19 protein-coding genes and 1 pseudogene are annotated in these 22,738 nt (G+C 69.5%); 15 read left to right on the forward strand and 5 right to left on the reverse strand.

The features are described 5' to 3' along the window. The first annotated feature begins 402 nt into the window (after positions 1 to 402). Positions 403 to 2,667: an nSTAND3 domain-containing NTPase gene (locus FE633_RS23040; RefSeq protein WP_246113778.1), complete on the forward strand. Its 2,265-nt coding sequence runs from the start codon at positions 403 to 405 to the stop codon at positions 2,665 to 2,667. A 390-nt stretch (positions 2,668 to 3,057) separates the two neighbouring features. On the opposite strand, the gene FE633_RS23045 is transcribed toward FE633_RS23040, so the two are convergent. Continuing rightward, complete coding sequence (locus tag FE633_RS23045) at positions 3,058 to 5,154, reverse strand: nuclease-related domain-containing DEAD/DEAH box helicase (RefSeq protein ID WP_138047047.1); 2,097 nt, start codon at positions 5,152 to 5,154, stop codon at positions 3,058 to 3,060. Positions 5,155 to 5,397: 243 nt separating this feature from the next. Here FE633_RS23045 and FE633_RS23050 point away from each other — a divergent pair, with 243 nt between their 5' ends. Beyond that, positions 5,398 to 5,598, forward strand: coding sequence for an SCO3870 family protein (locus FE633_RS23050; protein ID WP_138047048.1), 201 nt, complete (start codon positions 5,398 to 5,400; stop codon positions 5,596 to 5,598). 78 nt (positions 5,599 to 5,676) lie between these two features. Here the strand turns inward: FE633_RS23050 and FE633_RS23055 are convergent, their stop codons facing one another. Next, on the reverse strand, positions 5,677 to 6,153 hold the full coding sequence (locus tag FE633_RS23055) for an ATP-binding protein (protein WP_246113779.1): 477 nt from the start codon (positions 6,151 to 6,153) through the stop codon (positions 5,677 to 5,679). Between the two features lie 235 nt (positions 6,154 to 6,388). Here FE633_RS23055 and FE633_RS23060 point away from each other — a divergent pair. Then, positions 6,389 to 6,748: pseudogene (locus FE633_RS23060) on the forward strand (helix-turn-helix domain-containing protein); the annotation flags it as partial. A 109-nt stretch (positions 6,749 to 6,857) separates the two neighbouring features. Here the strand turns inward: FE633_RS23060 and FE633_RS23065 are convergent. Continuing rightward, positions 6,858 to 7,430: a hypothetical protein gene (locus tag FE633_RS23065; protein ID WP_212747265.1), complete on the reverse strand. Its 573-nt coding sequence runs from the start codon at positions 7,428 to 7,430 to the stop codon at positions 6,858 to 6,860. A gap of 13 nt (positions 7,431 to 7,443) precedes the next feature. Beyond that, complete coding sequence (locus tag FE633_RS23070; protein WP_171060079.1) at positions 7,444 to 9,612, reverse strand: DUF3289 family protein; 2,169 nt, start codon at positions 9,610 to 9,612, stop codon at positions 7,444 to 7,446. Positions 9,613 to 9,787: 175 nt separating this feature from the next. On the opposite strand from FE633_RS23070, the gene FE633_RS23075 reads away from it, so the two are divergent. The 6 genes from FE633_RS23075 (at position 9,788) to FE633_RS23105 (ending at position 14,199) form a co-directional block, all read left to right on the forward strand. Then, positions 9,788 to 10,786 (forward strand): carbohydrate ABC transporter permease, encoded by a 999-nt coding sequence (locus FE633_RS23075; RefSeq protein WP_246113780.1) that lies wholly within the window; start codon positions 9,788 to 9,790, stop codon positions 10,784 to 10,786. A gap of 25 nt (positions 10,787 to 10,811) precedes the next feature. Continuing rightward, positions 10,812 to 11,144 (forward strand): transposase family protein, encoded by a 333-nt coding sequence (locus FE633_RS23080; protein ID WP_171060090.1) that lies wholly within the window; start codon positions 10,812 to 10,814, stop codon positions 11,142 to 11,144. Between the two features lie 117 nt (positions 11,145 to 11,261). Beyond that, positions 11,262 to 11,801 carry a DUF5753 domain-containing protein gene (locus FE633_RS48590; RefSeq protein WP_246113781.1) on the forward strand — a complete coding sequence of 180 codons (540 nt, stop codon included), beginning with the start codon at positions 11,262 to 11,264 and terminating at the stop codon, positions 11,799 to 11,801. Then, a complete protein-coding gene (locus FE633_RS23090) occupies positions 11,713 to 11,895 on the forward strand; it encodes a DUF397 domain-containing protein (protein ID WP_246113782.1) in 183 nt (60 codons plus the stop codon). Before FE633_RS48590 ends, FE633_RS23090 begins: the two co-directional genes overlap by 89 nt. Before the next feature lie 272 nt (positions 11,896 to 12,167). Beyond that, a complete protein-coding gene (locus FE633_RS23095) occupies positions 12,168 to 13,052 on the forward strand; it encodes a hypothetical protein (protein WP_171060081.1) in 885 nt (294 codons plus the stop codon). 415 nt (positions 13,053 to 13,467) lie between these two features. Beyond that, complete coding sequence (locus FE633_RS23105) at positions 13,468 to 14,199, forward strand: dienelactone hydrolase family protein (RefSeq protein ID WP_138047053.1); 732 nt, start codon at positions 13,468 to 13,470, stop codon at positions 14,197 to 14,199. A 556-nt stretch (positions 14,200 to 14,755) separates the two neighbouring features. Here FE633_RS23105 and FE633_RS23110 read toward each other — a convergent pair. Continuing rightward, on the reverse strand, positions 14,756 to 16,240 hold the full coding sequence (locus tag FE633_RS23110; RefSeq protein WP_171060082.1) for an alpha/beta hydrolase: 1,485 nt from the start codon (positions 16,238 to 16,240) through the stop codon (positions 14,756 to 14,758). 148 nt (positions 16,241 to 16,388) lie between these two features. Here FE633_RS23110 and FE633_RS23115 point away from each other — a divergent pair, with 148 nt between their 5' ends. Genes FE633_RS23115 through FE633_RS23140 form a run of 6 tightly spaced genes read left to right on the forward strand, consistent with a single transcriptional unit; the run spans position 16,389 to position 22,735 of the window. Beyond that, positions 16,389 to 17,645, forward strand: a complete 1,257-nt coding sequence (locus tag FE633_RS23115; RefSeq protein WP_171060083.1) for an ATP-grasp domain-containing protein — start codon at positions 16,389 to 16,391, stop codon at positions 17,643 to 17,645. Further along, complete coding sequence (locus FE633_RS23120; protein WP_138047054.1) at positions 17,642 to 18,532, forward strand: Rossmann-like domain-containing protein; 891 nt, start codon at positions 17,642 to 17,644, stop codon at positions 18,530 to 18,532. Before FE633_RS23115 ends, FE633_RS23120 begins: the two co-directional genes overlap by 4 nt. Beyond that, positions 18,529 to 19,617 (forward strand): PLP-dependent cysteine synthase family protein, encoded by a 1,089-nt coding sequence (locus FE633_RS23125; RefSeq protein WP_138047055.1) that lies wholly within the window; start codon positions 18,529 to 18,531, stop codon positions 19,615 to 19,617. The genes FE633_RS23120 and FE633_RS23125 overlap by 4 nt, the downstream gene beginning before the upstream one ends. Beyond that, positions 19,614 to 20,672 carry a dipeptide epimerase gene (locus FE633_RS23130; RefSeq protein WP_138047056.1) on the forward strand — a complete coding sequence of 353 codons (1,059 nt, stop codon included), beginning with the start codon at positions 19,614 to 19,616 and terminating at the stop codon, positions 20,670 to 20,672. The genes FE633_RS23125 and FE633_RS23130 overlap by 4 nt, the downstream gene beginning before the upstream one ends. After that, entirely contained in the window at positions 20,656 to 21,918 is a 1,263-nt protein-coding gene (locus tag FE633_RS23135; RefSeq protein WP_138047057.1) for an MFS transporter, read from the forward strand. The genes FE633_RS23130 and FE633_RS23135 overlap by 17 nt, the downstream gene beginning before the upstream one ends. Before the next feature lie 13 nt (positions 21,919 to 21,931). Continuing rightward, positions 21,932 to 22,735: a class I SAM-dependent DNA methyltransferase gene (locus FE633_RS23140; protein ID WP_138047058.1), complete on the forward strand. Its 804-nt coding sequence runs from the start codon at positions 21,932 to 21,934 to the stop codon at positions 22,733 to 22,735. Positions 22,736 to 22,738 lie beyond the last annotated feature (3 nt).

Below are 22,738 nucleotides of genomic sequence, written 5' to 3' on the forward strand. Positions count from 1 at the left end.
TGAGGTGGTCGTGCGAGCGGGAAAAGCAGCTCGGGCGTTCCCGATGGGCTCAGGTTCGACGCCCCTCGGTCCTGAACAACGCAGTCGATAATCTCTAGGCCATGGCAGCAAATCCAGATGCAGCAGCAACAAATTGGACGACTTACAGATTCAGATCCCGGTTGTCGACATCGCCATAACGGAGATGCGAGACACCCTTATGGCGGAGATACCTCGCACGGCGGGTGCCATCGACTCCCGCCCATGCTTTCCCCTTCCCAAGACAGTGGGGTCAGCTCTTCGCGGCGTAGGCCCAGACGTCTTCCGGAGACAACCCCACGACAAGGCCCTGACCCGCATTGGCCAGCGCCCGGACTGCTGCGGGAGAATGGAGGCTGGTCGGCATCCAGAGGCGAACACGACATGGACTCTTTCGAGTTGGGGCGGTTGACGGACCATGATTTTGAGGTGGTCTGCCGTGATCTGTTCAGTGATGTCCTCGGTATACCGCTGGAAATTTTCCCGCGCGGCCGAGACCGCGGCATCGACCTGCGGCACACCGGTCCCGCCGGGACAACCGTCGTGCAGTGCAAGCACTGGCCGCGCGCGACCCAGAAGAAGCTGATCGGACGCCTGATCAAGGATGAACTGCCCAAGGTTCGCGCACTTGCACCCGACCGCTACATCGTCGCCACGACGGTCGGTCTGACCGTCGGCGGCAAGGACGAGCTCCGCAGTGCCTTCGCCCCATACGTGCGCAGCACCGGCGACCTGTACGGCGTGGACGAGATCGTCGCCGAGCTCCTACGCCGCCCGGACCTGGTCCGACGGCACTTCCGGCTCTGGCTGAGCAGTACCGCCGTTCTTCAGACCGTGCTGAACCAGGACCAGTACCTGCGCTCGTCGTGGCTTCAGAAACGGCTACCCAGCGTCGCCGACACCTTCGTCCCGCACGAGGGCTTCGAACGAGCCAAGCAGCTTCTGGAGACGCAGCGGGTCTGTGTCATCGCCGGCATCCCCGGGGTGGGCAAAACGACGGTGGCGCTGATGCTCGCGGCCTGGCTGATGGGCAACGGCTACGAGGTCCACGAGATCTCCCAGGACGTCGAGGAGATCGGCACCCTGTGGCGCGGCGACACCCGGGAGGTGTTCCTCTACGACGACTTCCTGGGGAGTACGAGCCTAGGTGCGCCGTTGAACAAGAACGAGGACAACCGCCTGCTGTCCGTGATGAGGGAGATCCAGGAGACACCCGGCAAGGCACTGGTGATGACGACCCGCGACTACCTGCTGGAACACGCCCGTCTCCGGCACGACCGGCTGGCGGGGCCGGACGTGTCGGACGCGGTCAGCGTGATCCGGCTGAATGACCTGGATCTTCGCGTGCGGGGACAGATCCTCTACAACCACGTCCACCGCTCTTCCCTGGCACCGGACGACAAGCGCCGGTTCGCCGATCGGGATGTCTGGCGTCCGGTAGTCCGGCACAAGAACTTCAACCCGCGTCTGGTCGAGGAAACTCTCCGGCTGTCCACGCGCCGGGGCCAGGACGTCACCGCGGCGATGCTGGAGAACCTGGACGACCCGCGTCGCGTCTGGGAACACATCGTGGAGAACGAGCTGACGGACGAGGCCGTCCACATGCTGGAGGTGCTGTTCACCTTTAGGTCTGCCGGTCTGGACGACCTGGAGGAATCGTGGCACCGGTACCGCAAGGAGATGGGCCGGGTGGCGGATGGCCGAACGTTCCGTAGGGCACTGCAGGTGCTGGACGGCACGATGGTCTCGATCGAAGAGGGGCGCGTGGCGTTCCATAACCCATCGATCGAGGATTACGTCCGCTTCCACCTCAACGCCGACCGGGCCCAGTACTCAGAACTCCTCAAGGCACTCGTCCACGAGGAACAGGTGCAGCGGCTCGTCGCTGCGGCTCGTATGGCTGACGGGTTGGGCGTCCTGGCACGGCTGCGGGAGCACGAGTCGACCGTGAGCACCATCGTCCAAGCTGTGGGAGACGATGTGGAGACCAGGTTGTGGCGTGAGGACGAAAGCCGGTCGACCCGTCTGGAGTGGGTACTGGAGACCGCTGAGTTGCTGGACTCTGCGACGCTGGCCGCGTATGTGATGCGGGAAACGCTCTCCCCGTTCGCCCCCTACGGACCCTTCTCCCACTTGGAGGGCTTGATCAACTCTCTCGACACCAGTCCGTTGGTGCCGCAGGAGCACGCCCAACGGTTCCGGGAAAGGGTGACTGACGCCATCCACGCCGAAATGCTGGAGTACGTGGAGGCCGGCGACTGGTACTGGTCCATCGCGCTGTACCACCAGCTGCGCCGGACACCGTCCAGAGCGTCCCGCGAACAGGCGACCGAAGGTCTGGTTCGGAACGCCCTGGAGGAGCTGCGCCGACTCTCGGCGGAGCCTGAGCGCGAACCACACATCGAGTACCTGGAACTGTTGGAGGAACTGGTGGACTTCATCCTGAAGCAAGGGGTCAAGGATGAGCTGCCGGAGGAGTTCGCCGTCGTGTACGGCAGAGCCGAGCGCGTGTTCGCGGCCCGAGAAACGAAGCGGAATGAGTGGATCCAGAAGTACCGGATCCAGCTGGATCCGTCCGAGCGTTCCGACGTCGCTCGCGACCACGCGCTGGTCACTGAGCTGATGCGCCAGCTCGACAACATACGCTGACCGCTTCCCGCTGGGAGCCAACCCGCTCCCCGAGCCCTTTCGAGACCGCCCGAGACCACGACAGTCCGACGCTCTGACCAGGGCAGTCGCCATCCAGGCTGGCAAGATCAGCACCCGAACCTCATTCGGGACGAAGAGGTGGTGGGTTCAAATCCCGCCGCCCCGACAGCCGAAACACGAGGTCAGAGGCCTGATCCTCACTGAGGATCAGGCCTTTCCTGCGTCTCCGGTGATCGTTTGGGAGAAAACTGGGGGAAGATCTTGGGCGCAGCCTCCTGGGAGGACACCCAGGAGCTGCCCGCACTCAGCTTGTCCCCCTAGTCACACCCCACACGACTGTGCATCTGGGGTTCCGAGGCGAGCGAGCGGGGCCACGAGTCCCGTCCATCATCACCTCTCCCGCTGCCGATTCACACTGCCTAGCCACAGCACGTCACGCGCTCGGGTCATGGCCACGAAGAGCTGGCTGCGGGAGAGTTCGCTGCGCTCGCGTCCCGTTTCGGAGGCTTCCGCGTCGGGCGTGCGGGAGGCGTTCGACACGGCCGCGTCGTGGTCAGGGAGGTAGACGCGCTTGAACTCCAGCCCCTTGGCCCGGCGGTAGCTGCCGAGTTTGACGGCGTCGACGGGGCGGCCGTCGTAGTGCTCCAGCAGACATACGGGGATGCCCGACCGTTCGAGGAGCCGCTGGTAGTGGCCGATGGCTCGCATGGAGGGGCACAGCACCGCGGTGTCGGCGCGGGCTTCGGGAGGCAGGCTGTGCAGGGCCTTGAGAAGGGCTTGGTCGTGCTCGGGCGGTGTCGGTTTCGATACGCGGATCACGTGGCCGTCGTGGTACGTGAGGTCGACGTCTCGGCGGCCTGGTGTACGCAGGCCGTCGATGTCCTCGAAAGAGTCCTCGGCGACGATGGTGAGCGCCGCGTCGAGGATCTCCTTGCTGTTGCGGTAGTTGGTGCGCAGCACTTGTCCGCGGTCGCCGCGGATGTCGATGCCGGCGTCGGACAGACGGAACCCGCCGGGGTAGACGGCTTGTTGGCCGTCGCCGACCAGCAGTAACCCGTTGGGAGCGTCGCCGACGAGGGCGTGGAGGAGCCGCACCCCGATCAGGGTCAGGTCCTGGACCTCGTCGACGATCACGGCCGCGTAGCGATGTTGTCCTGTGCCGCGGCGTGCCTCTGCCAGGGCGAGGGAGAGGACGTCGTTGAAGTCGTGCACGCCGCGCTCGATGCGGAGCGCTTCGTACGCCTCATACAGAGCCCAGACGGCCTGCCGATGCGGACGTCGCAGGCTCGCACGGCGGCGTCGGCGGGGCACCGTGGCGTACTCCTCGAAGGAAGTGATGCCGCGCCCCTTGATGACGTGGTCGATCTCCTCCTTCCAGTAGACCGGGCCCGGGTCGATCTCGGTCAGGCAGCTGTCGCGGCCGACGTGCTTCCAGGCGAGACTGAAGGCGGTCTGGGCCTTTTCTCCGTGCAACCGGACCGGGACGCCGCAGTCGTGCAGGAACTCCTGGGCCCAGGAGTGCAGGCTGCGGAAGTCGACCCTGTCGGCCACGGCGGGAGACATTGCCTTGAGGAAGGTGGCCTGCACCCGTGGGAGGTTGTTGGCGAAGGTGACATACAAGGTCCGGCCGGTGGTGCGCTGGGCGAGGTGGGCCGTGCGATGCAGGCCGACGACCGTCTTGCCAGTGCCCGCCGGGCCGCTGATCCGTGCGGGGCCGGCCCAGTTGCGGCGCACCAAAGCCACCTGGTCGGGGTGGAGGAAGGTCATCCACTGTTCGATCGGGGCCCGCAGCGCTTCTTCCAGAGCCGCCTCGCGCAGGCCGTCGAGGTCGAACAGTCCGTCGGACAGCTCTTCTTGAGGCTGTGCCCGTGGCGGAGACGGTGCTGCCTGTGACACGGAGGATCCCTCGTACTCGGGAAAGGCCCGCTCCAGATGGTCGGAAATAGCACGTACGGATTCGGCGCGCAGTCGGTGTCGCTCCGCGAGCAATGCGGGTCCGACCTCGTGCTCCCCCAGCAGTCGAATCCTGCCCACTTCGGCATCCACGCGATGCCCCGCGAAAACCATGAGGGGTTGGACCGCCACCGGGGACATCCCCAAGGACGCCACCGCCGACTCGGCCACCTTCGTCACGGCAAGGAGCTTGGTCGCGTGCTCGTCACGGGGCTCGCCGCCGACGCAGAGCTTTCCGTCCGAAGTCTCCGGTGCGAAGCGCCAGTTCTTGACGTCGAGGACGAACACACCGCCGGGACCGACTAACAGCATGTCCACATTGGCCGCCCGCGTCCCCGGCCACCTGCGGTCCACCAGTAACCGCCACCCTCGCGCGGTCAGGACCAACAGTTGGGCCGCAACCCTGCGTTCGCCCTCACCGGCGGCTTCCCATCGGCGAGCCTGCTGCCGGGCCGCCTGCCACTGCTCCCTCAGCAGCCGTTCCTGCCGTCGCGCCTCCTGCGCCCGCCGCGACGCCGATCCACCAGCCGCCATACCACGCCCCCTCCTACGCAGAGTAGTGATCATAAGACGATCAGCGACGATGAGGTAGGGCGCACGACTGACGAGGTTCGTCCTCGCCGAACAGCGCGCCCTAGCCACGCCTGCGAGTGCAACTGACAGATGCGGAGTGGAATTTGGTGCTTGGCCGACCGTCCACAATCGCTTCCGGCAGTGACATGGCATGCATGTAGGCTCGGTCTTGATCAATCGTCTCGTGGCTTGGAGGAAGCACCAATGACGAAGGCCCCATTCGTCGCCATGGCTGCCGCTACCGCGGCGCTTGGGACTGCTCTTGGTTCCCTCGCGCTTCAGCTGCGCGCAGACGGTTACGAGCAGTACGTCGAATCCGTAGCCACCTTCAGCGTCCTGATGTACGTCACCGCAGCTCTGGTTGTGGTGACATGGGTCCGAGACGGTCGGCCGCACGCGAACTGAGCTTTTCGCGTACAAGCGCCAGGCTGATGCCCTGGCGCCCGCACGGCTCTTCGTGGCCCAGCGCGTGTCGATCCGTAATCACTGAGTAGTCCGGGTGAGTTCCGTTGAAGCCTCGGTCGACACCTCCGCCCAGACCGTCTTGCCCACGGGGTGACGAGGCGTCGAGCCCCAGCGCACGGATAGGACGTCCACCAGGAGCAGGCCGCGGCCCGACTCGCCGTCGGGGTACGACGAGGGCGGGGCGGCGGGTGGTCGTTTCGCGGCGGCTGCGTCGGCCACCTCGATCCGGACCAGGCCCGACACCTCGTCAAGGCGGAGCCGGAGGCAGAAGTCGTGCCCCGGTACGCGGCCGTGCTGCACGGCGTTCGCGGCGAGTTCGCCGACGACGAGGGCGATCGTGCACGACGTGTCCGACGCCGGCGGGTATCCCCACTCCTCCATGCGCCGCACGGCGAGGCGTCGAGCGAGCCTTGCGCCACGGGGTGAGGAGGCGAACTGCGCTGCGAGCAGCGGGTGTTCGGTGGCTTCGCCGTCGAGCACGGCGGATTCCGCCACAGGGGCTCCGGCGATCCTTCGAGGTTCTTCGCCCGAGGTGGTCGTACCTGTCAGCACAGCGTGTCCGCCCTTGCCTGTCGATTCCTGGGACGTCCCGCGATGTACGCGAGTCGTCACGTTCCGTACTCAAGAGTCGTCGGACGGCCCTACGCTCGGAAGGTGACACAGCCTTACCTTTCGGTTCGTAAGGAACGGAAGCGACGCCTTGGCCAACGGAATTGACCCCAGTACGTCGATGGCGGCGCTGTTCGGATCGCGGGTGCGCAGACTCCGTACGGCAGCCGGACTGACCCAGGCGGAACTCGGCCAGAAGACACACGTGGTGAGCACCCGGATCACGCAGATCGAGCGGGCCTCCGGGGCGAAGCCGACGCTGGAACTGGCACGGGTGCTCGACGCAGCCCTCGGCGCGGACAACCTGCTGGTCGAGTTGTGGCCGTATGTGTATCGCGAGGCGTTTCCGGACTGGTCGCGGAAGTTCATGGCGTACTCGGAGAGCGCGGTGTCCATCACGGAGTACGCAGCGCATGTCGTGCCAGGTCTGCTTCAGACCGAGGAGTACGCGCGGGCCGTTCTGCGTGTCGGCCTCACACTGAGGTGTGTTCATCCTGAACGTGCAGGTCGCGGGTGTGGCGTGGGTGGGGGTCTCCTCTCGTGCCTGCTGCTTCCCTGCTGCTTCCCGGCGAAGCGTTCTGCGAGCCCTCCTACGGGAACTGCTTCTCCTCGCGGCCGATGTCGTCGATCGGGCCGAGGATCGTCCAGCCGGGCCCGAGGGGGCGGGTGGAGCGGAAGCCGTGGGCGTCCGCGTACTCCTCGGCCTCCTCCGCGGTGTCCTCGGGGGCGCGCATGATCGTGTAGCGCGGGGGGTCCTCGTGGTAGAAGCGGTAGAACGTGCGGCCCTCGTCCTTGCGCTGGTAGAGGATCACGCTGACGCCCCAGAGGGCGTCGTACACCTTCTGGTCGCGCGGGGGCGTCGTCGTGCACGTGTCGGAGGGGCGGCCGGGCTCACGGACGCAGGTCCGGTACCGGCTCCAGTCGATGCGTTCGGCCCGGGGGTGTTCCGCGATCAGCTTCCGCATCCGGGCGTCGGCCCGGGCGAAGGCGTCCTCGCGGCGGTCGTACTCCTGCTGCAGCCGGTTGAAGCGCTGCTCGTCTGAGCCGCTGCCGAAGTGGGCCTCCAGGCCCGCGAGGACGGCGACCCGCCAGGCCAGGTACCCGGCCGTCACGACGAGCAGCGTGACGACCAGGACCCGGCCCGGCGAGCGCCTGTGGGGCATCAGGTCGGCGAGGTCAGAACGTGCCGCTGATGGGGATCTCGATGTCCGCCTGCGCGATCGGCGGGGGGTACTTCCCGTCGAACCGGTCATAGTGCTGGAGCGTAAACCAGTCGATGAAGCCGTACTCCGTGATCTCGTCGTCCGGGTCGAGACCGAAGTGGTCGTAGGAGTGGAAGACGAGCTTGCCGGAGAAGGAGTTGCCCTCGACCTTGTAGTCCTTCAGCGCGATCGTGTGGCCGTGGAACTGGTGGATCGCGATGGAGAGGGCGCGCTGGTTGGCGTCCCAGAGCGAGAAGTCGTACACCGGGTACTTCACGTCCTGGCGGAGGAACTCCTGGAAGAGGAGGTTCTTGGAGAGGTCCTCCTGGACCTTGAGCTGATCGGTGCGGCCCTTGTTGTCGATGAGGGACTGCTTGATGATCTGGCCGGCCTTGTCGGTGTACGTCTTCTCCTGCGGTGAGGCGCCGACGGCGCGGGAGAGGGCCGTGCCGGAGCCGCGGTAGAGGTAGCGGCCGGGGTCGAAGTTGTCGTCGACGGTGACCGTGCCCGCGCCCTGGCCGCCGCGGCCGTAGCGGAAGGCGTTGCGGAGGTCGTCGACGGACTGGGCGTAGTCGGCGTCGGCGCCGAGCTTGCCGAAGTTCATGATGTCGTTGAACTCGGCCCACATCCAGGACTCGGGCGTGATGCGGGCGACCCAGAACTCCCAGCCGAGGTCGGTGAGTTCGTCGAAGTTGTAGTCGTTGAAGGTGAGGTCGTCGGCGACGCGCGGGTCGGCCGGGACGGGCGGGCGCTGGGGGTCGGGGGCCTTGCGGCGGCCCTCGCGGAAGGACGACTGGTGGATCAGCATGTCGGTCGGGGGCGGGTCGCCCGGGTCACCCGGGTCTCCGCCGTCGCCGGGGCCGTCGGAGAGGATTCGCTTGCCAGGGGCCTTGGGGCCTGCCTTGTCGAAGGCGTGGCTGTCGAGGACGACGTACTTGGCGGAGCCGTCGGCCGTGGCCGTGATCGTGCTGCCGCTGCGCTGCTGGCCCGACTGCTTGACGAGGTGGCGGGCCTTCTCGTCGTAGCGGTAGAGGGCCGGTGCGGTGCCCTCCGTACGGTCGGGGTCGAGGCGGAAGGTGAGCCTTGCGGCGCCGTCCGCGGGGGCGGAGACCTGGAAGCCGTTGCCGAGGTAGCCCGGAGTGGACTCCGGGAACTCCCGCTGCTTGGCAGGGAGCCTGGTGACCTGGAAGCCGCCGACCTGCTTGGCGCGCAGGCCCTTGAGCGTGGCCTCGGCGGCGGTGGCGCCGCCGTCCGCGCGGCGGGTCACGTCGAAGGCGGAGTTCTTAGCGCGGGGGGAGGCGTTGAGCCTCGTCTCCTCGCCGTCCTGGACGCCGTCGCCGTCGGTGTCGGCCTTGGTGGGCTCCGTGCGGAGCTTCAGCTCGCGGGCGTCCGCGAGGCCGTCCTGGTCGGTGTCGGCGCGGGTGGGCGTGGTGCGGAGCTTGAGCTCGCGGGCGGCCGTGAGGCCGTCCTTGTCGGGGTCCTCGGCGCCGTCCTTGGTGCCGTCGCCGTCGGTGTCGGCCTTGAGCGGGGTGCTGAAGCGGTAGCCGAGCTCGGCGAAGTCGGAGAGGCCGTCGCCGTCGGTGTCCTCGGACTTGGGGTCGAGCTTGGCGCGCACCTCCAGGTCGTCGGGGAGGCGGTCGCCGTCGGTGTCCTCCGTCGGCGAGATGCCGTGCTTGGCGAAGGACGCCCAGGTCGGGGTATCGGCCTTGGCGCCGGGCTCGGCGCGGTACCAGACGGTCTCGGTCCTGCCCGGCTGGAGGGTGTTCGTGGGGCCGACGCCCTGGAGCGTCGTGCGCGCGTCCTGGGGGGCGGCGAGCTTCGCGGCGGAGGTGTCCGTGATGCGGTCAGAGAGCTCGAAGGTCAGCGACCATTTGGAGACGGGGTGATCGGAGACGTTCTCGAGCTGGAGCCGGGCGACGTACGAGCCCTCCGTCGCTCTGCCGCGGAGGGCGGCCGGGACCTGGCTCCACGCCGCGTCGCCGGGGGCGACCTGGCGGTAGGAGACGTCGACCGTGTTGTCGCGGTAGAGCGTCGCCCCGTCGGTGGCCGCGCCGTCGCCGGGGGTTCCCGCGGCGGCGGGCACGGCCGTGCCGAGGAGAAGGAGTAAGGCCGCGCCGAGGGGCACGGCGGCGCTTCTGTTCATGGGGCCTCCCATGTCTGAAGCCATGTCTGAAGACATGCCTGTTGTCTCGAAGCTGCCGTTGTGTCACGGCAGTTCGGGATCGAACGGGGAAGCTAGCAGACGTGAAGGATGGTTCCCAAGGTGTGGTGGAGGCGAAATTGAGACGTTTGGGAGATTGGTAAGCCCTGCTCCGCTTGTGTTCCTGCTCTGCCTGGGCAACAGCCTGGCGACCAAGGAGGAGCTCGCGGCCAACGGCGGCTACGTGCTCTTCCCGAGCAATCCGACCTTCGAGTCCTACAACGTGGTCCTCTCCGGCGGCGTGGTCACGCGGGCCGCGGTGGTCAGCGTCGTCATCACCCTGGTCGGCACGGCGCTCAGCCTGCTCTGCACGGTGGCCCTGGCGTACGGGCTGTCGCGGCCGGGCACGGTGGCGGGCAAGCCGCTGCTGCTGATCGTCCTCGGGACCTTCCTCTTCACCCCCGGCATCATCCCCAACTACCTGGTCATCCAGGAGCTGGGCATGATCGACACATACGGGACGCTGATCGCCCCGATCATGCTCAACGCCTTCAACATCGTGGTCGTACGGGCCTTCTTCCAGGGCATCCCGGACGAGCTCCACGAGGCGGCGCGCCTCGACGGCGCGGGTGATCCGCGCATCCTGCTGCGGATCGTGCTGCCGCTGTCGAAGGCCGTCATCGCGGTGGTCGGGATGTTCTACGCGGTCCAGTACTGGAACAACTTCTTCAACGCGATGCTGTACATCAACGACGGCTCGAAGCTGCCGCTGCTGGTCGTGCTCCGCTCGTACGTCCTGCAAGGCGATACCTTCAACGCCAAGGCGCTCGGCGTCGCCACGCTGCCGTCGTCCACCGCCGAGAGCCTCGGCGCTCGGGAAGGGCACATCGAGTGGGTCTTCGGCGGCCCTGACAGCGTGATCACCCGCGATGTGGTGGCACGCCAGGGCTACGCCCTGCGTCTACGCCTGCACACCGTAGGAAACGATCGCCAGGTTCACATCGGGACGGTCATCGACTGCTCGGCGCCCCGGCCCCGGCGTCCGATGCGGCTTTGCGGCAGTGGACCCGGGAAGCCACCGCCCGCACGCACGCCGCCTATGCCGGACATGACGCGCCAGATGCCGCTGACCTGCGTGCCGGTGGCGTGCGTCACTCTCGTCTGGCCCGTCGAGTGAAGGACGCGCAGGAGATCCTTCCCCGATCACCGCCTGCCGCCACGACGATCTCGTCGGCCACCTGCGCGCGGCCGGCCTGGCCGCGATCGCCGACCTCGGCTTCGTCGGCCTGGACGACGACGACACCGACGCCGATCCGGCGATCATCACGGGCTACAAGAAACCCAAGGGCAAGAAGCTCCCGGCCGCCAAGAAGCTGGCCAACCAGCTGATCGCGGCAGAACGGGCGGTGTGTGAGCACGCGTTTGCGCATTTGAAGAACTGGCGCGTGCTGACCAAGCTCCGCCTCGACGTGAAGTGGGCCACCCGACTCGTCCGCGCGCTGATGATCCTCAACCAGCACGAGATCGCCCGCTGACCGACGATCTTCACCGCAGACAGCCCCCGACGACCAGCACGAGCACGGCCCCACCCACGCCACACCCGCGACCTGCACGTTCAGGATGAACACACCTCACTCAGCAGTGACGCGCAGTTGGAAGAGAGGCTCACTGCGCGCATGGGACGGCAGGACCGGCTCAGCGCGCCCGATCGGCCGGAGCTGTGGGTCGTCCTCGACGAGGCGGTACTGAGACGCCCAGTCGGCGGCCAAGCGGTGATGCAAGCACAGTTGGAACGACTCCTTGATGCCGCAGCCGAAACCCCCCTCACCGTGCAGGTACTGCCGTTCGACCAGGGCGAGCACGACGCCATGGGGGGCTCGTTGACACTTCTCACGCTTCCGGACGACTCGGAAGTCGCCTACACGGAGGGCGCGCACTACGGCCAACTCATCGAGGATCCGGCCGAGGTCAAGAGGTTTGCGCTGACCCACGATCGGCTCCGGGCGGCAGCTCTGCCCCCGATCATGTCGCTCGACATGATCCGATCCGTGATGGAGGACAATCACCGTGGAGCGAAGGTCCCGTCCCGATCTGAACGGCGCCGTGTGGCGCAAGAGCAGCTACAGAAATCAGGAGGGCGGCAACTGCGTGGAGGTGGCCGACGGGTTCCCCGGCGCCGTCCCCGTCCGTGACAGCAAGGCACCGAACGGTCCCGCTCTGCACTTCGAGGCCGGCTCCTGGGCGGCGTTCATAGGCGAGTTGAAGACCGGTCAGCACCGCGTCTGAGGCGGCCAGGGCCCGGTCACGGCCCGTCTTCCGGGGCCGCCGGATCCTTGTCCGCGAGGGCCCGGCGGTCCGCCGGCCTCCTAAAGAACCGGGAGAAAGAACTACCCGCCCACCCACCCTCCCGGCTCGCGTCACCCGTCCGAGTGACCGGCTTGCAGGGGCGGGATACGGGCCGTTACGTTCGCCGCGACAACCGCAAACAGATACGGCCCTCGGCCGGGACGGCAATCCCGAACGAGGGCCTCACCGATCAGGAAGAGACAGACTTCCCGATGGCTGACCCGCAGTCTAACGCGCGCCTGCGCGCCGACGCCGGAGCACCGACCTCCGGCGTGATCCACGTACGTACCCGCCTCACGGCCGACTTCACCGTGGTCTCCAACGCCCTCGCCCAGCGACGCGGCAGCGCGGTCACGGTCGGCGTGGCCGTCTACATCCTCTCCCTGCCCACCGGTACTCCCGTGAGCATCGCCGCCCTGTGCGAGCACTTCACCGAGGGCGAGATCCTGATCTCCCGGGCGCTCAGAGAGCTTGAGCAGGCGGGCTACTTGGAGCGCCGCCGCGAGCGCGGGCCCGGTGGTCACATCCGTACCCGGACGTACTTCTACGACGTCCCCGGCGGTGGCCCTGATCCGGACGGGCCTCCCGAGCCGCCGAAGCCGCGTCGGTCCCGAAAGCAGCCCGCCGCTGCGGCGGCCACGCCCACATCCGCGACCGTGCAGGAAACGGTGCACGCACCCACCCAGGCCGGGGCGGAGACTCCGATCCCGCTGCCCGACGCCGACCCGCGGGCAGTCGCCGTACTCGCCGCCCTGCGCCGGGTCGATCCGCGTCTGGTCCTCTCCGGGCAGGAGGCCGCCCGCCTGGCACCGGCCGTTGCCCAGTGGCTCGCGGCGGGCGTCGAAGCACCCCAGATCACCGAGTTGCTCACCACGAGGCTCCCGGACCGTTTCCGAGCTCGTCCCGCAGCCATCCTCGCCTTCCGCCTGCGCGAGGCACTCCTGCCCGCTCCACCCCCGTCGGCGCACCCCGTGGACCGTCCGGCGGCTGTCCTGCCTTTCCAGACCTGCGACGGCTGTGAACGGGCCTTCCGCGCCCCCGCACCCGGACACTGCCGCGACTGCCGATCGGGGGACCGTCTCCGTGCGGCCGGCTGAGCCCGAGATGGTCGAGCGGCTCGTCGCACGCCGTGACGCGATCCACCGGGCCGTCGAAAAGACCCACGGAATCGTTGTTGCGATGCCCCCGGCCTCGCCAGAGCAAACGTCGCCTGACGATCAGTACCCCTATGGCACCCCACGTCAGGCACCGAAGTGCCCGGGGTAAGGGCAGATCTCCAGCTCCTCGTCCGGACGATCGCTCCAATCCACCAAAGGTGCCGTTCCCCGCACTGCCACACACTTCGACAGACACGCTTCCCGTCCTCCTCCGGCAGCGAGAGGACCATCGCGGTGCAGGTCATCGACTGGCCGCAGGACGGGCAATGGGATGCCGCACTAGCACTTACTCGTGATTTGCGGCGATCACACTGGAAAGCGCCCGCAGCAGGCATCCCGAAAGGCCCGACACGCTATGCGCTTTACCTCTGAGACGTCGTCCGACGGCGTCTTTGAACAGCTCTTTCTCCTCGGCGACATCCCTGGCGTGCTATGGACTCCACGAGGTGCCGACGGGACCCGCCCGCTGGTTGTAATGGGGCACGGCGGCGGTCAGAACAAGAAGGCCCCCAGCATCGTGGACCGTGCGCGCCGCTTCGTGGCCGAGTGCGGTTTCGCCGTGGTGGCGGTCGATGCGCCTAGCCACGGTGACCGGCCGGAACATGAGGAGTTCACCCGGATCGCGACCGAGTACGAGGCCCGGCTTGACGCCGGTGAGGGACTGGCCCCGCTGATCGCCAGCTTCCAGGCGCTCGTTGTCCGCCAGATCGTGCCGGAATGGCAGACAGTCCTCAACGCGGTCCAGAAGCTCAGTCATGTTGGCATTGGCCCAGTTGGCTACTGGGGTGTGTCGCTGGGCTGCGTGATCGGTGTCCCGCTTATTGCCGCCGAGTCCCGGGTCCGGGCGGCGGTGCTGGGCCTGGGCGGTGCTGAGGTGTCAGCCGAGACCGCCGCGCGGATTACCGTCCCGGTGGAGTTCCTCGTGCAGTGGGACGATGAGCGAGTGCCACGGACCCAGAGCCTGGCACTGTTCGACGCCTTCGCCTCGACCGAGAAGACGCTGCACGCCAACCCCGGCAAGCACGGTGAGGTCCCGGCATTCGAGATAGACAGCACGCTGCGGTTCTTCGCCCGGCACCTTGGCTGATACCGCCGCCTGTACTCCGTGACGCGCCGATCGGGATCCGTTCCCGATGGGAGCGTTCAGCGCGCACTGGCCACAGTGGCCGACAAAGTTCAGGTTCGGACACGTAACCGTTCCGGTGCCTGCGCAAGGACATCGCCAGGGCGAACGTTGCCTGACGCGGCACTAGTACGCCGTATTCGGCGAGCACCGCTACTGCCCCGTATGCGGAAACCTCCCCGCCTCCTCAGCATCGTGGAAGCCCTCGCCGGGCACACCGACATCCGGGCGCCTCTGGACCCCACGACCTGGCAGCGGCTCGCCGAGACCTGGGCAACCCGCCATGTGTTCACTCACAACGACGGTGTGGTGGACGCGAGGTACCTGGCGCGCGTAGCCACGTCCACCGCCGCCATCGGCCAACGTCTCGTCGTGACCGGTGCGGTGTGCCGTCAGGCACTCGCCGACGTCAGGTTGTGGCGCCGAGCGCGCGGCGGGACCCGGAGTCGGTGCCCGGTCCGGGTCCCGCCATGCCAGCCAGATGAAAACGCTTTTCAAAAATGCTCGGAGGGGGTCCGAGTCATCGCACCGCAGGCAGTCCGGGCCCCGTGCAGCGCACGTCCGCCGTCGGCACCGTCCCATCGACGAGGTACGCGGCCGCCGTCTCGTCCACGCAGGCGTTGCCACGACTGGCGAAGACACCGTGGGAGTAGTCGTTGTCGAGCGTGACCAGGCGGGAGCCGGGCAGGAGGCGGCGCAGCCGATGGGCTCCCTCGATGGGGGTGACGGGGTCGTGGGCGGAGGCCACCAGCAGAAGGGGCGGGGCGTCGGGGCTGCCGAGCGAGGTGCGCTGGACGGAGCGGTGGTGCCAGTAGGCGCAGGTGGACGCCTCCATGCCGGTCAGGACGGGCTGGGGGTCGAGGCGCCGGGTGCGGCGGATGTCCGACAGGATTCGGTGGGGGGTGGGTGCGGGCGCGTCGGCGCATTTGACGATGCGGTTGGCGGCTTCGTAGTTGCGTGAGTCGGGGCTGTCGAAGGCTGTGGCGGGGCGGAGGGCGTCGGGGCTGCCGTCGCGCAGGTAGGTGCGCAGGCCGTCGGCGAGACCGGCCCAGCGTTCGGTGCGGCCGAGGGCTCGGTAGACGGCGCGGTCGAACTCCGCCGGACCGAAGCCGGCGACCGGCCTGGCGGTGAGCCCTTCGCGGGCGTGCACGTAGGCACGGCGTACTGCCTCCGCGCTGCCACCGAGGGCGAAGCGGTCCGGATGGCCGGCGGTCCAGGCGAAGAAGGTGTCGCGCTGGCGCAGCAGTGCCCGGCTCTGAATGACGTCGAAGTCGTACCAGTCCCACGGGCCGACGACGCTGTCGAGGACCATGCGACCGGTGCGGTGCGGGAAGCGGGCCGCGTAGGCCGCGCCGAGATAGGTGCCGTAGGAGACGCCGAGGAGGTTCGCCCTCGGTTCGCCGAGTGCGGCGCGTATCGCGTCCATGTCCCGGACGGTCTGCTCCGTCGAGAGGTACGCCAGCATGGCGCCGGCACCCGCCGCGCAGTCGTCGGCCGTGTTCCGCAGTGACGCCAGGTAGGCGCGTTCCGTCGCCGGTCCGACGGGTACGGGGTCGGCGCCCGGGCTGCCGAAGAGACCGCCCATCGCGCCGCAGTCGGCCGGTGCGCTCCGGCCGACTCCACGCGGGTCGAAGCCGATGACGTCGTACGAACGCCGCACCCTCTCGGGGAGTTTGGCGCGTTTGGTGACCGCGTAGGGCAGGCCGGATCCGCCGGGGCCGCCGGGGTTGACCAGCAGGATGCCGCGGCGTTCCGCGGGGGTGCCGGAGGCGGGCACACGCGAGACCGCCACCTCGATGCGCGGTCCCTGGGGGCGATTCCAGTCGAGGGGGACGCTGATCCGCCCGCACTCGACGCGGTCCGGGCCCGCGGGCCTCGGCACGGAGTCGGGGCAGGCGTCGAAGTGGAGGGGCTGCGTTTCGGGGGCGGTGGCCTGCGCGGGGGTGGCGGGCAACAGGGCCGCCGCGGCGGCGAGGGCGCACAGCAGAGCGCTGGGACGAGGCAAGGGGTTGTCTCCCGACGGCTTCGGTATAGGGACTGGTAAATGAAAATGATTATCGATAGCGTGTGCGGTGCGCAAAGCCCGGTCCCTCCCGCCCGAGGGTTCTCCGGGCTGCCCTGACGTCTGAACCGCTGGCACGAAAAGGGGAGTTGTGGCTCATCTGCTGATGGTCGAGAGCTGGGTCGGGTCGATGAGCAGACTGCTGCCACGGGCGATCCGGGAGGGCGGGCACGAGTTCACGTTCCTCACCCGCGACCTGCACCACTACCTCCGCTCGGCGCCCGAGGGGGCGACGCACCCGCTGCTCGGCGCCCGCAACGTGATCACCGCCGACACCAACGACACCGACGCCCTGCTGCCGGAGATCGAGCGGCTGCACGAAGTGCTGCGCTTCGACGGCGTGATCACTTCCTGCGACTACTACCTGCCGACTGTGGCGCGGATCGCCGGGCACCTGGGGCTGCCGGGCTCGACCCCGGAGGCCGTGGAGGACGCCTGCCGCAAGGACGCCACCCGCCGTGTCCTCGCCGACTCGGGGGTCCCCGGGCCGCGCTTCGCCGTGCACGAGGAGTGGGCCGACATCGCCCGGGCGGCGAGGGAGATCGGCTACCCGCTGGTCGTCAAGCCGGTGGACCTGTGCGCGGGCATGTACGTGCGGCGCGTGGACGACGAGGAGCAACTCGCCGCCGCCGTACGCGCGCTGGCCGACCTCCCGGTCAATGCCCGCGGACAGCGCCGGGAGCCCGCCGTCCTGCTGGAGGAACTGCTGGACGGCCCCGAGGTGAGCGTCGAGACGGTGTCGCACGCGGGCGCGGTCCACGTGGTGGGCGTGACCGACAAGAGCATCGGCGGGGCGCCCGCGTTCATCGAGACGGGGCACATGTTCCCGGCCGCCCTGTCGGCCGCCGACGCCGAAGCCGCCGAGCAGACCGCCCTCGCCGCGCTCAAGGCCCTCGGCCTGACCGACGGCGTCGTGGCGCACACCGAGATCAAGCTGACCTCCGCCGGTCCGCGCGTGGTAGAGGTCAACCCGCGGCCCGCCGGGAACCGCATCACCGAGCTGGTCCGCCACATGACCGGCATCGACCTGGCCGCGGCCTTCGTGGAAGTGTCCCTCGGCCGCGAGCCCGACCTGCGGCGCAGCGACACAGGGCTGCGCAGCGCGGCCATCGGCTTCCTCGTGCCGGCGACCTCGGGGACGCTCGAGTCACTGGACGGTGGCGAACTCCGAGACGCGCCCGGTGTGCTGGAGGTGCAGCTCGCCGCGCCCGGCAAGCAGGTGAAAGCAGCGGGCAGCAACAACGAGTACCTCGGGCACGTCATGGCGGGTGACGCCGAGGGGCTGGGCGCCCGCGACCACGTCGAGGTCCTGCTCGGTGAGCTTCGGTCCGGGCTGGTGATCCGATGACCGCCACTGCCGGCATGGCCCGCCGGGCGGCATTCGAGACGTACGAGTCGTACGACGAGCTCGTGGCGCGCGTCCGCGCCGGTGAGGTGGGTCCGGATCCGGCCACGCAGCGGATCGCCGTGGCCTTCACCACGCGGCAAGCGGTACGGCACGACGGGCGCGGAACCGGCTACCGAAACGAGGTCCTCAGCCTGCGTCTCGCCGGCGCCGTCGGCTCGTGCGCGGTCGAGCCCGGGGCGCTGCCCGACCGTGCGGTCGAGGACTGTGTGGGCGCGAACGTGGCTCACCTGCTGGAGCATCCGCTGCTGCCGGTGCGCGTGGCCGCGCTGGACGCCTATCTGATGCATGGTGCTCCGCACACTCCACAGAACGGGGCGCGGCCCGTCCCGCTGCCCGCCGGGGCGTCGCTGGAGAAGTCCCGGGCCCGGGCGAAGGCCGTCGTCGCGCTGCTCGATCTGCCGACGGACGCGACCGTGCTCGTGGTGGGTGTCGTCAACTCCCTTCTGGAAGGGCTGCGTTCGCGTGGGCTGGGCTATGTGCCCTGTGACCTCAAGGGCGGGCTGACCGAGTGGGGTGAGGCGGTCGCCACCGACGCTCTTACCGAGGCCGGGCGCTGCGACGCCCTGCTGGTGTCCGGGATGACGCTGGGCAACGGCACCTTCGAGCCTCTGCGGCAGCACGCGCTGGCGCACGACAAGCAGCTGGTGATGTTCGCCCAGACCGGCAGCGCCGTACTGCCCCGCTTTCTCGGCCATGGCGTGAGCGCGGTGTGCGCCGAGCCGTACCCCTTCTTCTGGCTCGACGGCGGTCCCGGCACCGTGCACCGCTACGGCGGTCCCGGCACTGTGCACCGCTACGGCGGCCCCTGTCCGGAGGGCGGACGATGACCACGACGGCTGTACGCCCCCTCGCCCGCCCGGAACTGCTCGCCCTGCTCGGCCGCACGCCCCTGGTCCGCATCACGGCCGACCTGCCCGGCCCGCACCCCGGCTTCTGGGCCAAGCTCGAAGGGCTCGCGGCGGGCGGCATGAAGGCGCGGGCCGCCGTGTCGATGCTGCTGGGCGCCCGTGAGCGCGGCGAACTGCGGCCCGGCGCACCGGTGGTGGAGTCCACCTCGGGCACGCTCGGCCTCGGGCTCGCCTTCGCGGGCCAGGCTCTCGGCCATCCCGTCGTGCTGGTCGGAGACAGTGAACTGGAGCCGACCATGCGGCAGCTGTTGCGCGCCCATGGTGTGCGGCTGGAGATCGTGGACCGCCCGGCGCCCCGGGGCGGCTGGCAGGCCGCGCGGCTGGGCCGACTGCGGGAGCTGCTCGCCATGCTGCCCGGCGCGTATTGGCCGGATCAGTACAACAACCCCGACAACAGCGCCGGTTACGCCTCCCTCGCCGCCGAACTCGTCGACCGGCTCGACCACCTGGACATCCTGGTGTGCAGCGTCGGCACCGGCGGCCACAGCGCGGGCATCATCGGCCCGTTGCGGCGGCGCTGGCCCGCGCTGCGGCTGATCGGCGTCGACTCGACCGGCTCCACCATCTTCGGCCAGCCCGCACGGCCGAGGCTGATGCGCGGCCTGGGCAGCAGCATCCACCCGCGCAACGTCTCCTACGACGCCTTCGACGAGGTCCACTGGGTCGGCCCGGCCGAGGCCGTGGACAGCTGCCGCCGCCTGGCCCGCGGCAGCTTCGTCAGCGGCGGCTGGAGCACGGGCGCCGCGGCCCGCATCGCCGCCTGGGCCGCCCGCGTCCACCCCGGCGCGGTCGTCGCCACCGTCTTCCCCGACGGCCCGCACCGCTACCTCGGCACGGTCTACGACGACGACTTCGCCACGGCCCACGGCCTCGACCCCGCCACGGCGGCCACCCGCCCGGTCGAGATCCCGCACCCCGGCGCGGCCGAGGCCACCGGCTGGGTGCGCTGCACCCGCGTCACCGACCCGCTGAAGGCCGTACCCCATCCGGAAAGGACCCCGTGAAGGCCAGCCTGCGCACCGTACGCCTCGATCTCACCGAGCCGCTGCGCATCTCCCGCTCCACCATGACCACCCGCGACGCCGTGTGGCTGACCGTCGAGCACGACGGCGTCACCGGCCATGGTGAGGCCGTCACCAGCGTCTACTACGGGCTCGACGTCGAGACCCTGAACCCGCTCCTCGCCGCCGTCGGCGCGGAACTCGCCCGCTTCCCCGACCCCGAGAGCGCCCTTGAGGCCCTACGGACGGGCGAGCCGGCCAACAAGCACACGCCCCCGGCCGTGACCGCCGCCGCCGAAGCCGCGCTGCTCGATCTCGTCGGCAAGCGCGCGGACAGCCCCGTCCACCGGCTGCTCGGTGCCGCCGCGCCTCCGGTCGCGGCCACCGCCCGCACCATCGGCATCACCTCCCTTGCCCACGCGGCGACACAGGCCCGCTGTCTCGCGGCGGGTGGCTTCGAGATCATCAAGGTCAAGGCGGGAGCCCCCGCCCCGGAGGACGACGTAGAGCGCGTCCGCGTCATCCGCGACGCAGCGCCCCGGGCCCGGCTCCTGCTCGACCCCAACGGCGCCTGGACGGTGGCGCAGGCCGAGGCGCTGCTGCACCGGTTCGCCGACATCGGCGTCGAGGCCGTCGAGCAGCCCGTCGCGCCCGGCGACCCGGAGGCGCTGGGCGCTCTGGCCGAGCGCTCGCCGCTGCCGGTCATCGCCGACGAGGACGCCGTAGACCTGGAGGACGTCCGCCGCTTGGCCGGCCGCGTCCAGGGCGTCAACGTCAAGCTCGCCAAGTGCGGCGGGGTGCACGCGGCCCTGCGCATCGCCGCGCTGATCGAAGGCAGCGGAACCGACCTGATGCTGGGCTGCCTGACCGCCAGCAGCCTGGGCCTCGCCCCCGCCGTCCACCTCGCCGACCGGGCCCGCTGGGCCGACCTCGACGGGCACCTGCTGCTGGCCCACGACCCGTGGACCGGAATCGGCGGCGAGAACGGCGTCGTCCGCGCAAGTGACCGTCCTGGCCTGGGAGTTCAAGAGGCGGGGGCGTATGAAGACGTGGCGTGAGATGCGCCGTTTCCCGCTCGCGGTCCAGCTCCTGCTGGTCAACCAGCTCGGCGTCAACACCGGCTTCTACCTCCTCATCCCCTACCTCGCCACCCACCTCACCGACCACCTGGGCATGTCGGCGGCCGTCGTCGGCATCGTGCTCGGCGTGCGCAACCTCAGCCAGCAGGGGCTGTTCATCATCGGCGGCTCCGCCTCCGACCGGCTCGGCGCGCGCGGCGTCATCATCGCCGGCTGTGCCCTGCGCACCGTCGGGTTCGCCCTGTTCGCGCTCGGCGACAACCTGGCCGTGCTGCTCGCCGCGTCCGTCCTCAGCGGGCTCGCCGGGGCGCTGTTCAACCCCGCCGTGCGCACCTACATCGCGCAGGAGGCCACCGAGCGGAGGGCCGAGGCGTTCGCCCTGTTCAACGTGTTCGCCACCACCGGCGCCCTGATCGGCCCGCTGCTGGGCAGCGCGCTGCTGCTCGTGGACTTCCGCACGTCCGCTCTGACCGCCGCCGGGATCTTCGCCGCCCTCACCGTCGCGCAGGCCCTCGTGCTGCCTGCCCGGGAAGTCGAGCCCACCAAGGGCACGGTGCTCGCGGACTGGCGCGAGGTCCTGGGCAACCGTGCCTTCCTCGCCTTCGCGCTCGCCATGGTCGGCATGTTCACCCTGGAGAACCAGCTGTACCTGCTCCTGCCCGACGGAGCCCGGCAGGCCACCGGCTGGGACGGCGCCGCCGGACTCGTCTTCGTCGTCGGCACCCTCACCAATCTCGCCCTGCAACTGCGCATCACCCGTGCCCTCAAGGAGCGGGGGGACCGGGCGCGTTGGATAGCGACGGGCCTGGGTCTCATGGCACTGGCGTTCCTGCCGCCCGCCGTGGTGGCGGTCGGCTCCGACGGTCCGGGCGGCGCTGCCGACGCGGTGCTGCGCGCACTGCCCGTCCTGGTCGGCGCCCTGCTGCTCTACCTCGGGGTGATGGTCGCCCAGCCGTTCGTGATGGAACTGATCCCCGGCTTCGGCCGGCCGGAGCTGACCGGCACCTACTTCGGCATCTTCTACGTGGTCTCCGGCATCGCCGCCGCCGTCGGCAACACCGTCGTCGGCTGGGCCATGGACACCGGGGAGCGGGGCGACGCCGACTGGCTGCCGTGGGCGTGCTGTGCCCTGTTCGGGCTCGCCTCCGCGCTGGGCGTGGCCTGGCTGCACCGGCTGGGGTCGCTGCCGACGCCGTCGAAGCCCGCCGTACCCGCAACGGCCTGAGGAGGGACACGCGATGACTTCCACGACCGTTCCGCACAACCTGCTCACCGACAACCCCGAGCTGTACGAGGCCCGCTTCCCCGACCCCGACCGGCTGGCCGGGCGCTGGACGGAGGACTGCCTGCGACGGCACGGCGCGGGACCGCGCGTGCTCGACATGGGCTGTGGCACCGGACGCGACGCCGCCCACCTCCACGGCGCCGGCCGCAGCGTGACCGGTGCCGACCTCTCCGAAGCGATGCTCGCCCACGCCCGCGCCAACCACCCCGGACCCGAGTTCGTCCGCGCCGACCTGCACGGCTTCGACCTGGGCCGGGGCGTGTTCGACGCCGTCGTGTGCCTGGACAGCGCCCTGCTGTACTGCCACACCAACGACCAGCTCGACGCCTTCCTCTCCTCCTGCCGCCGCGCCCTGGCCCCCGGCGGCCTGCTGATCGCGGAGATGCGCAACGGCGCGTACTTCCTCGGCCGTACCGACCTGCTGGACGCCCCCACGGTCAACGAGTTCACCTGGCAGGGCGCCGCCTACCGGTCCACCACCACGCTCACCGTGGACCGTGCGGCCCAGCTCCTGCGCCGTACGCGCGAGTGGACCGCCGCCGACGGGTCGGCACCGGTCGAGCAGCGTTCCGCGTGGCGGCTGCTGTTTCCGCAGGAGCTGCGTCACCTGCTGGCCGCACACGGCTTCGAGGTGCTCGAACTCCACGACGGGCCCGGCCCACGCACCGAGCCGCCATGGCAGGCAGGCCAGCTGCCCGGCGACACGACGGACGCGGACCGGCTGCACGTCGTCGCACGCCTGAAGTCCAACCACTGACAC

The sequence above is a fragment of the Streptomyces montanus genome (genome assembly GCF_005786655.1).
Taxonomy (GTDB): domain Bacteria; phylum Actinomycetota; class Actinomycetes; order Streptomycetales; family Streptomycetaceae; genus Streptomyces; species Streptomyces sporangiiformans.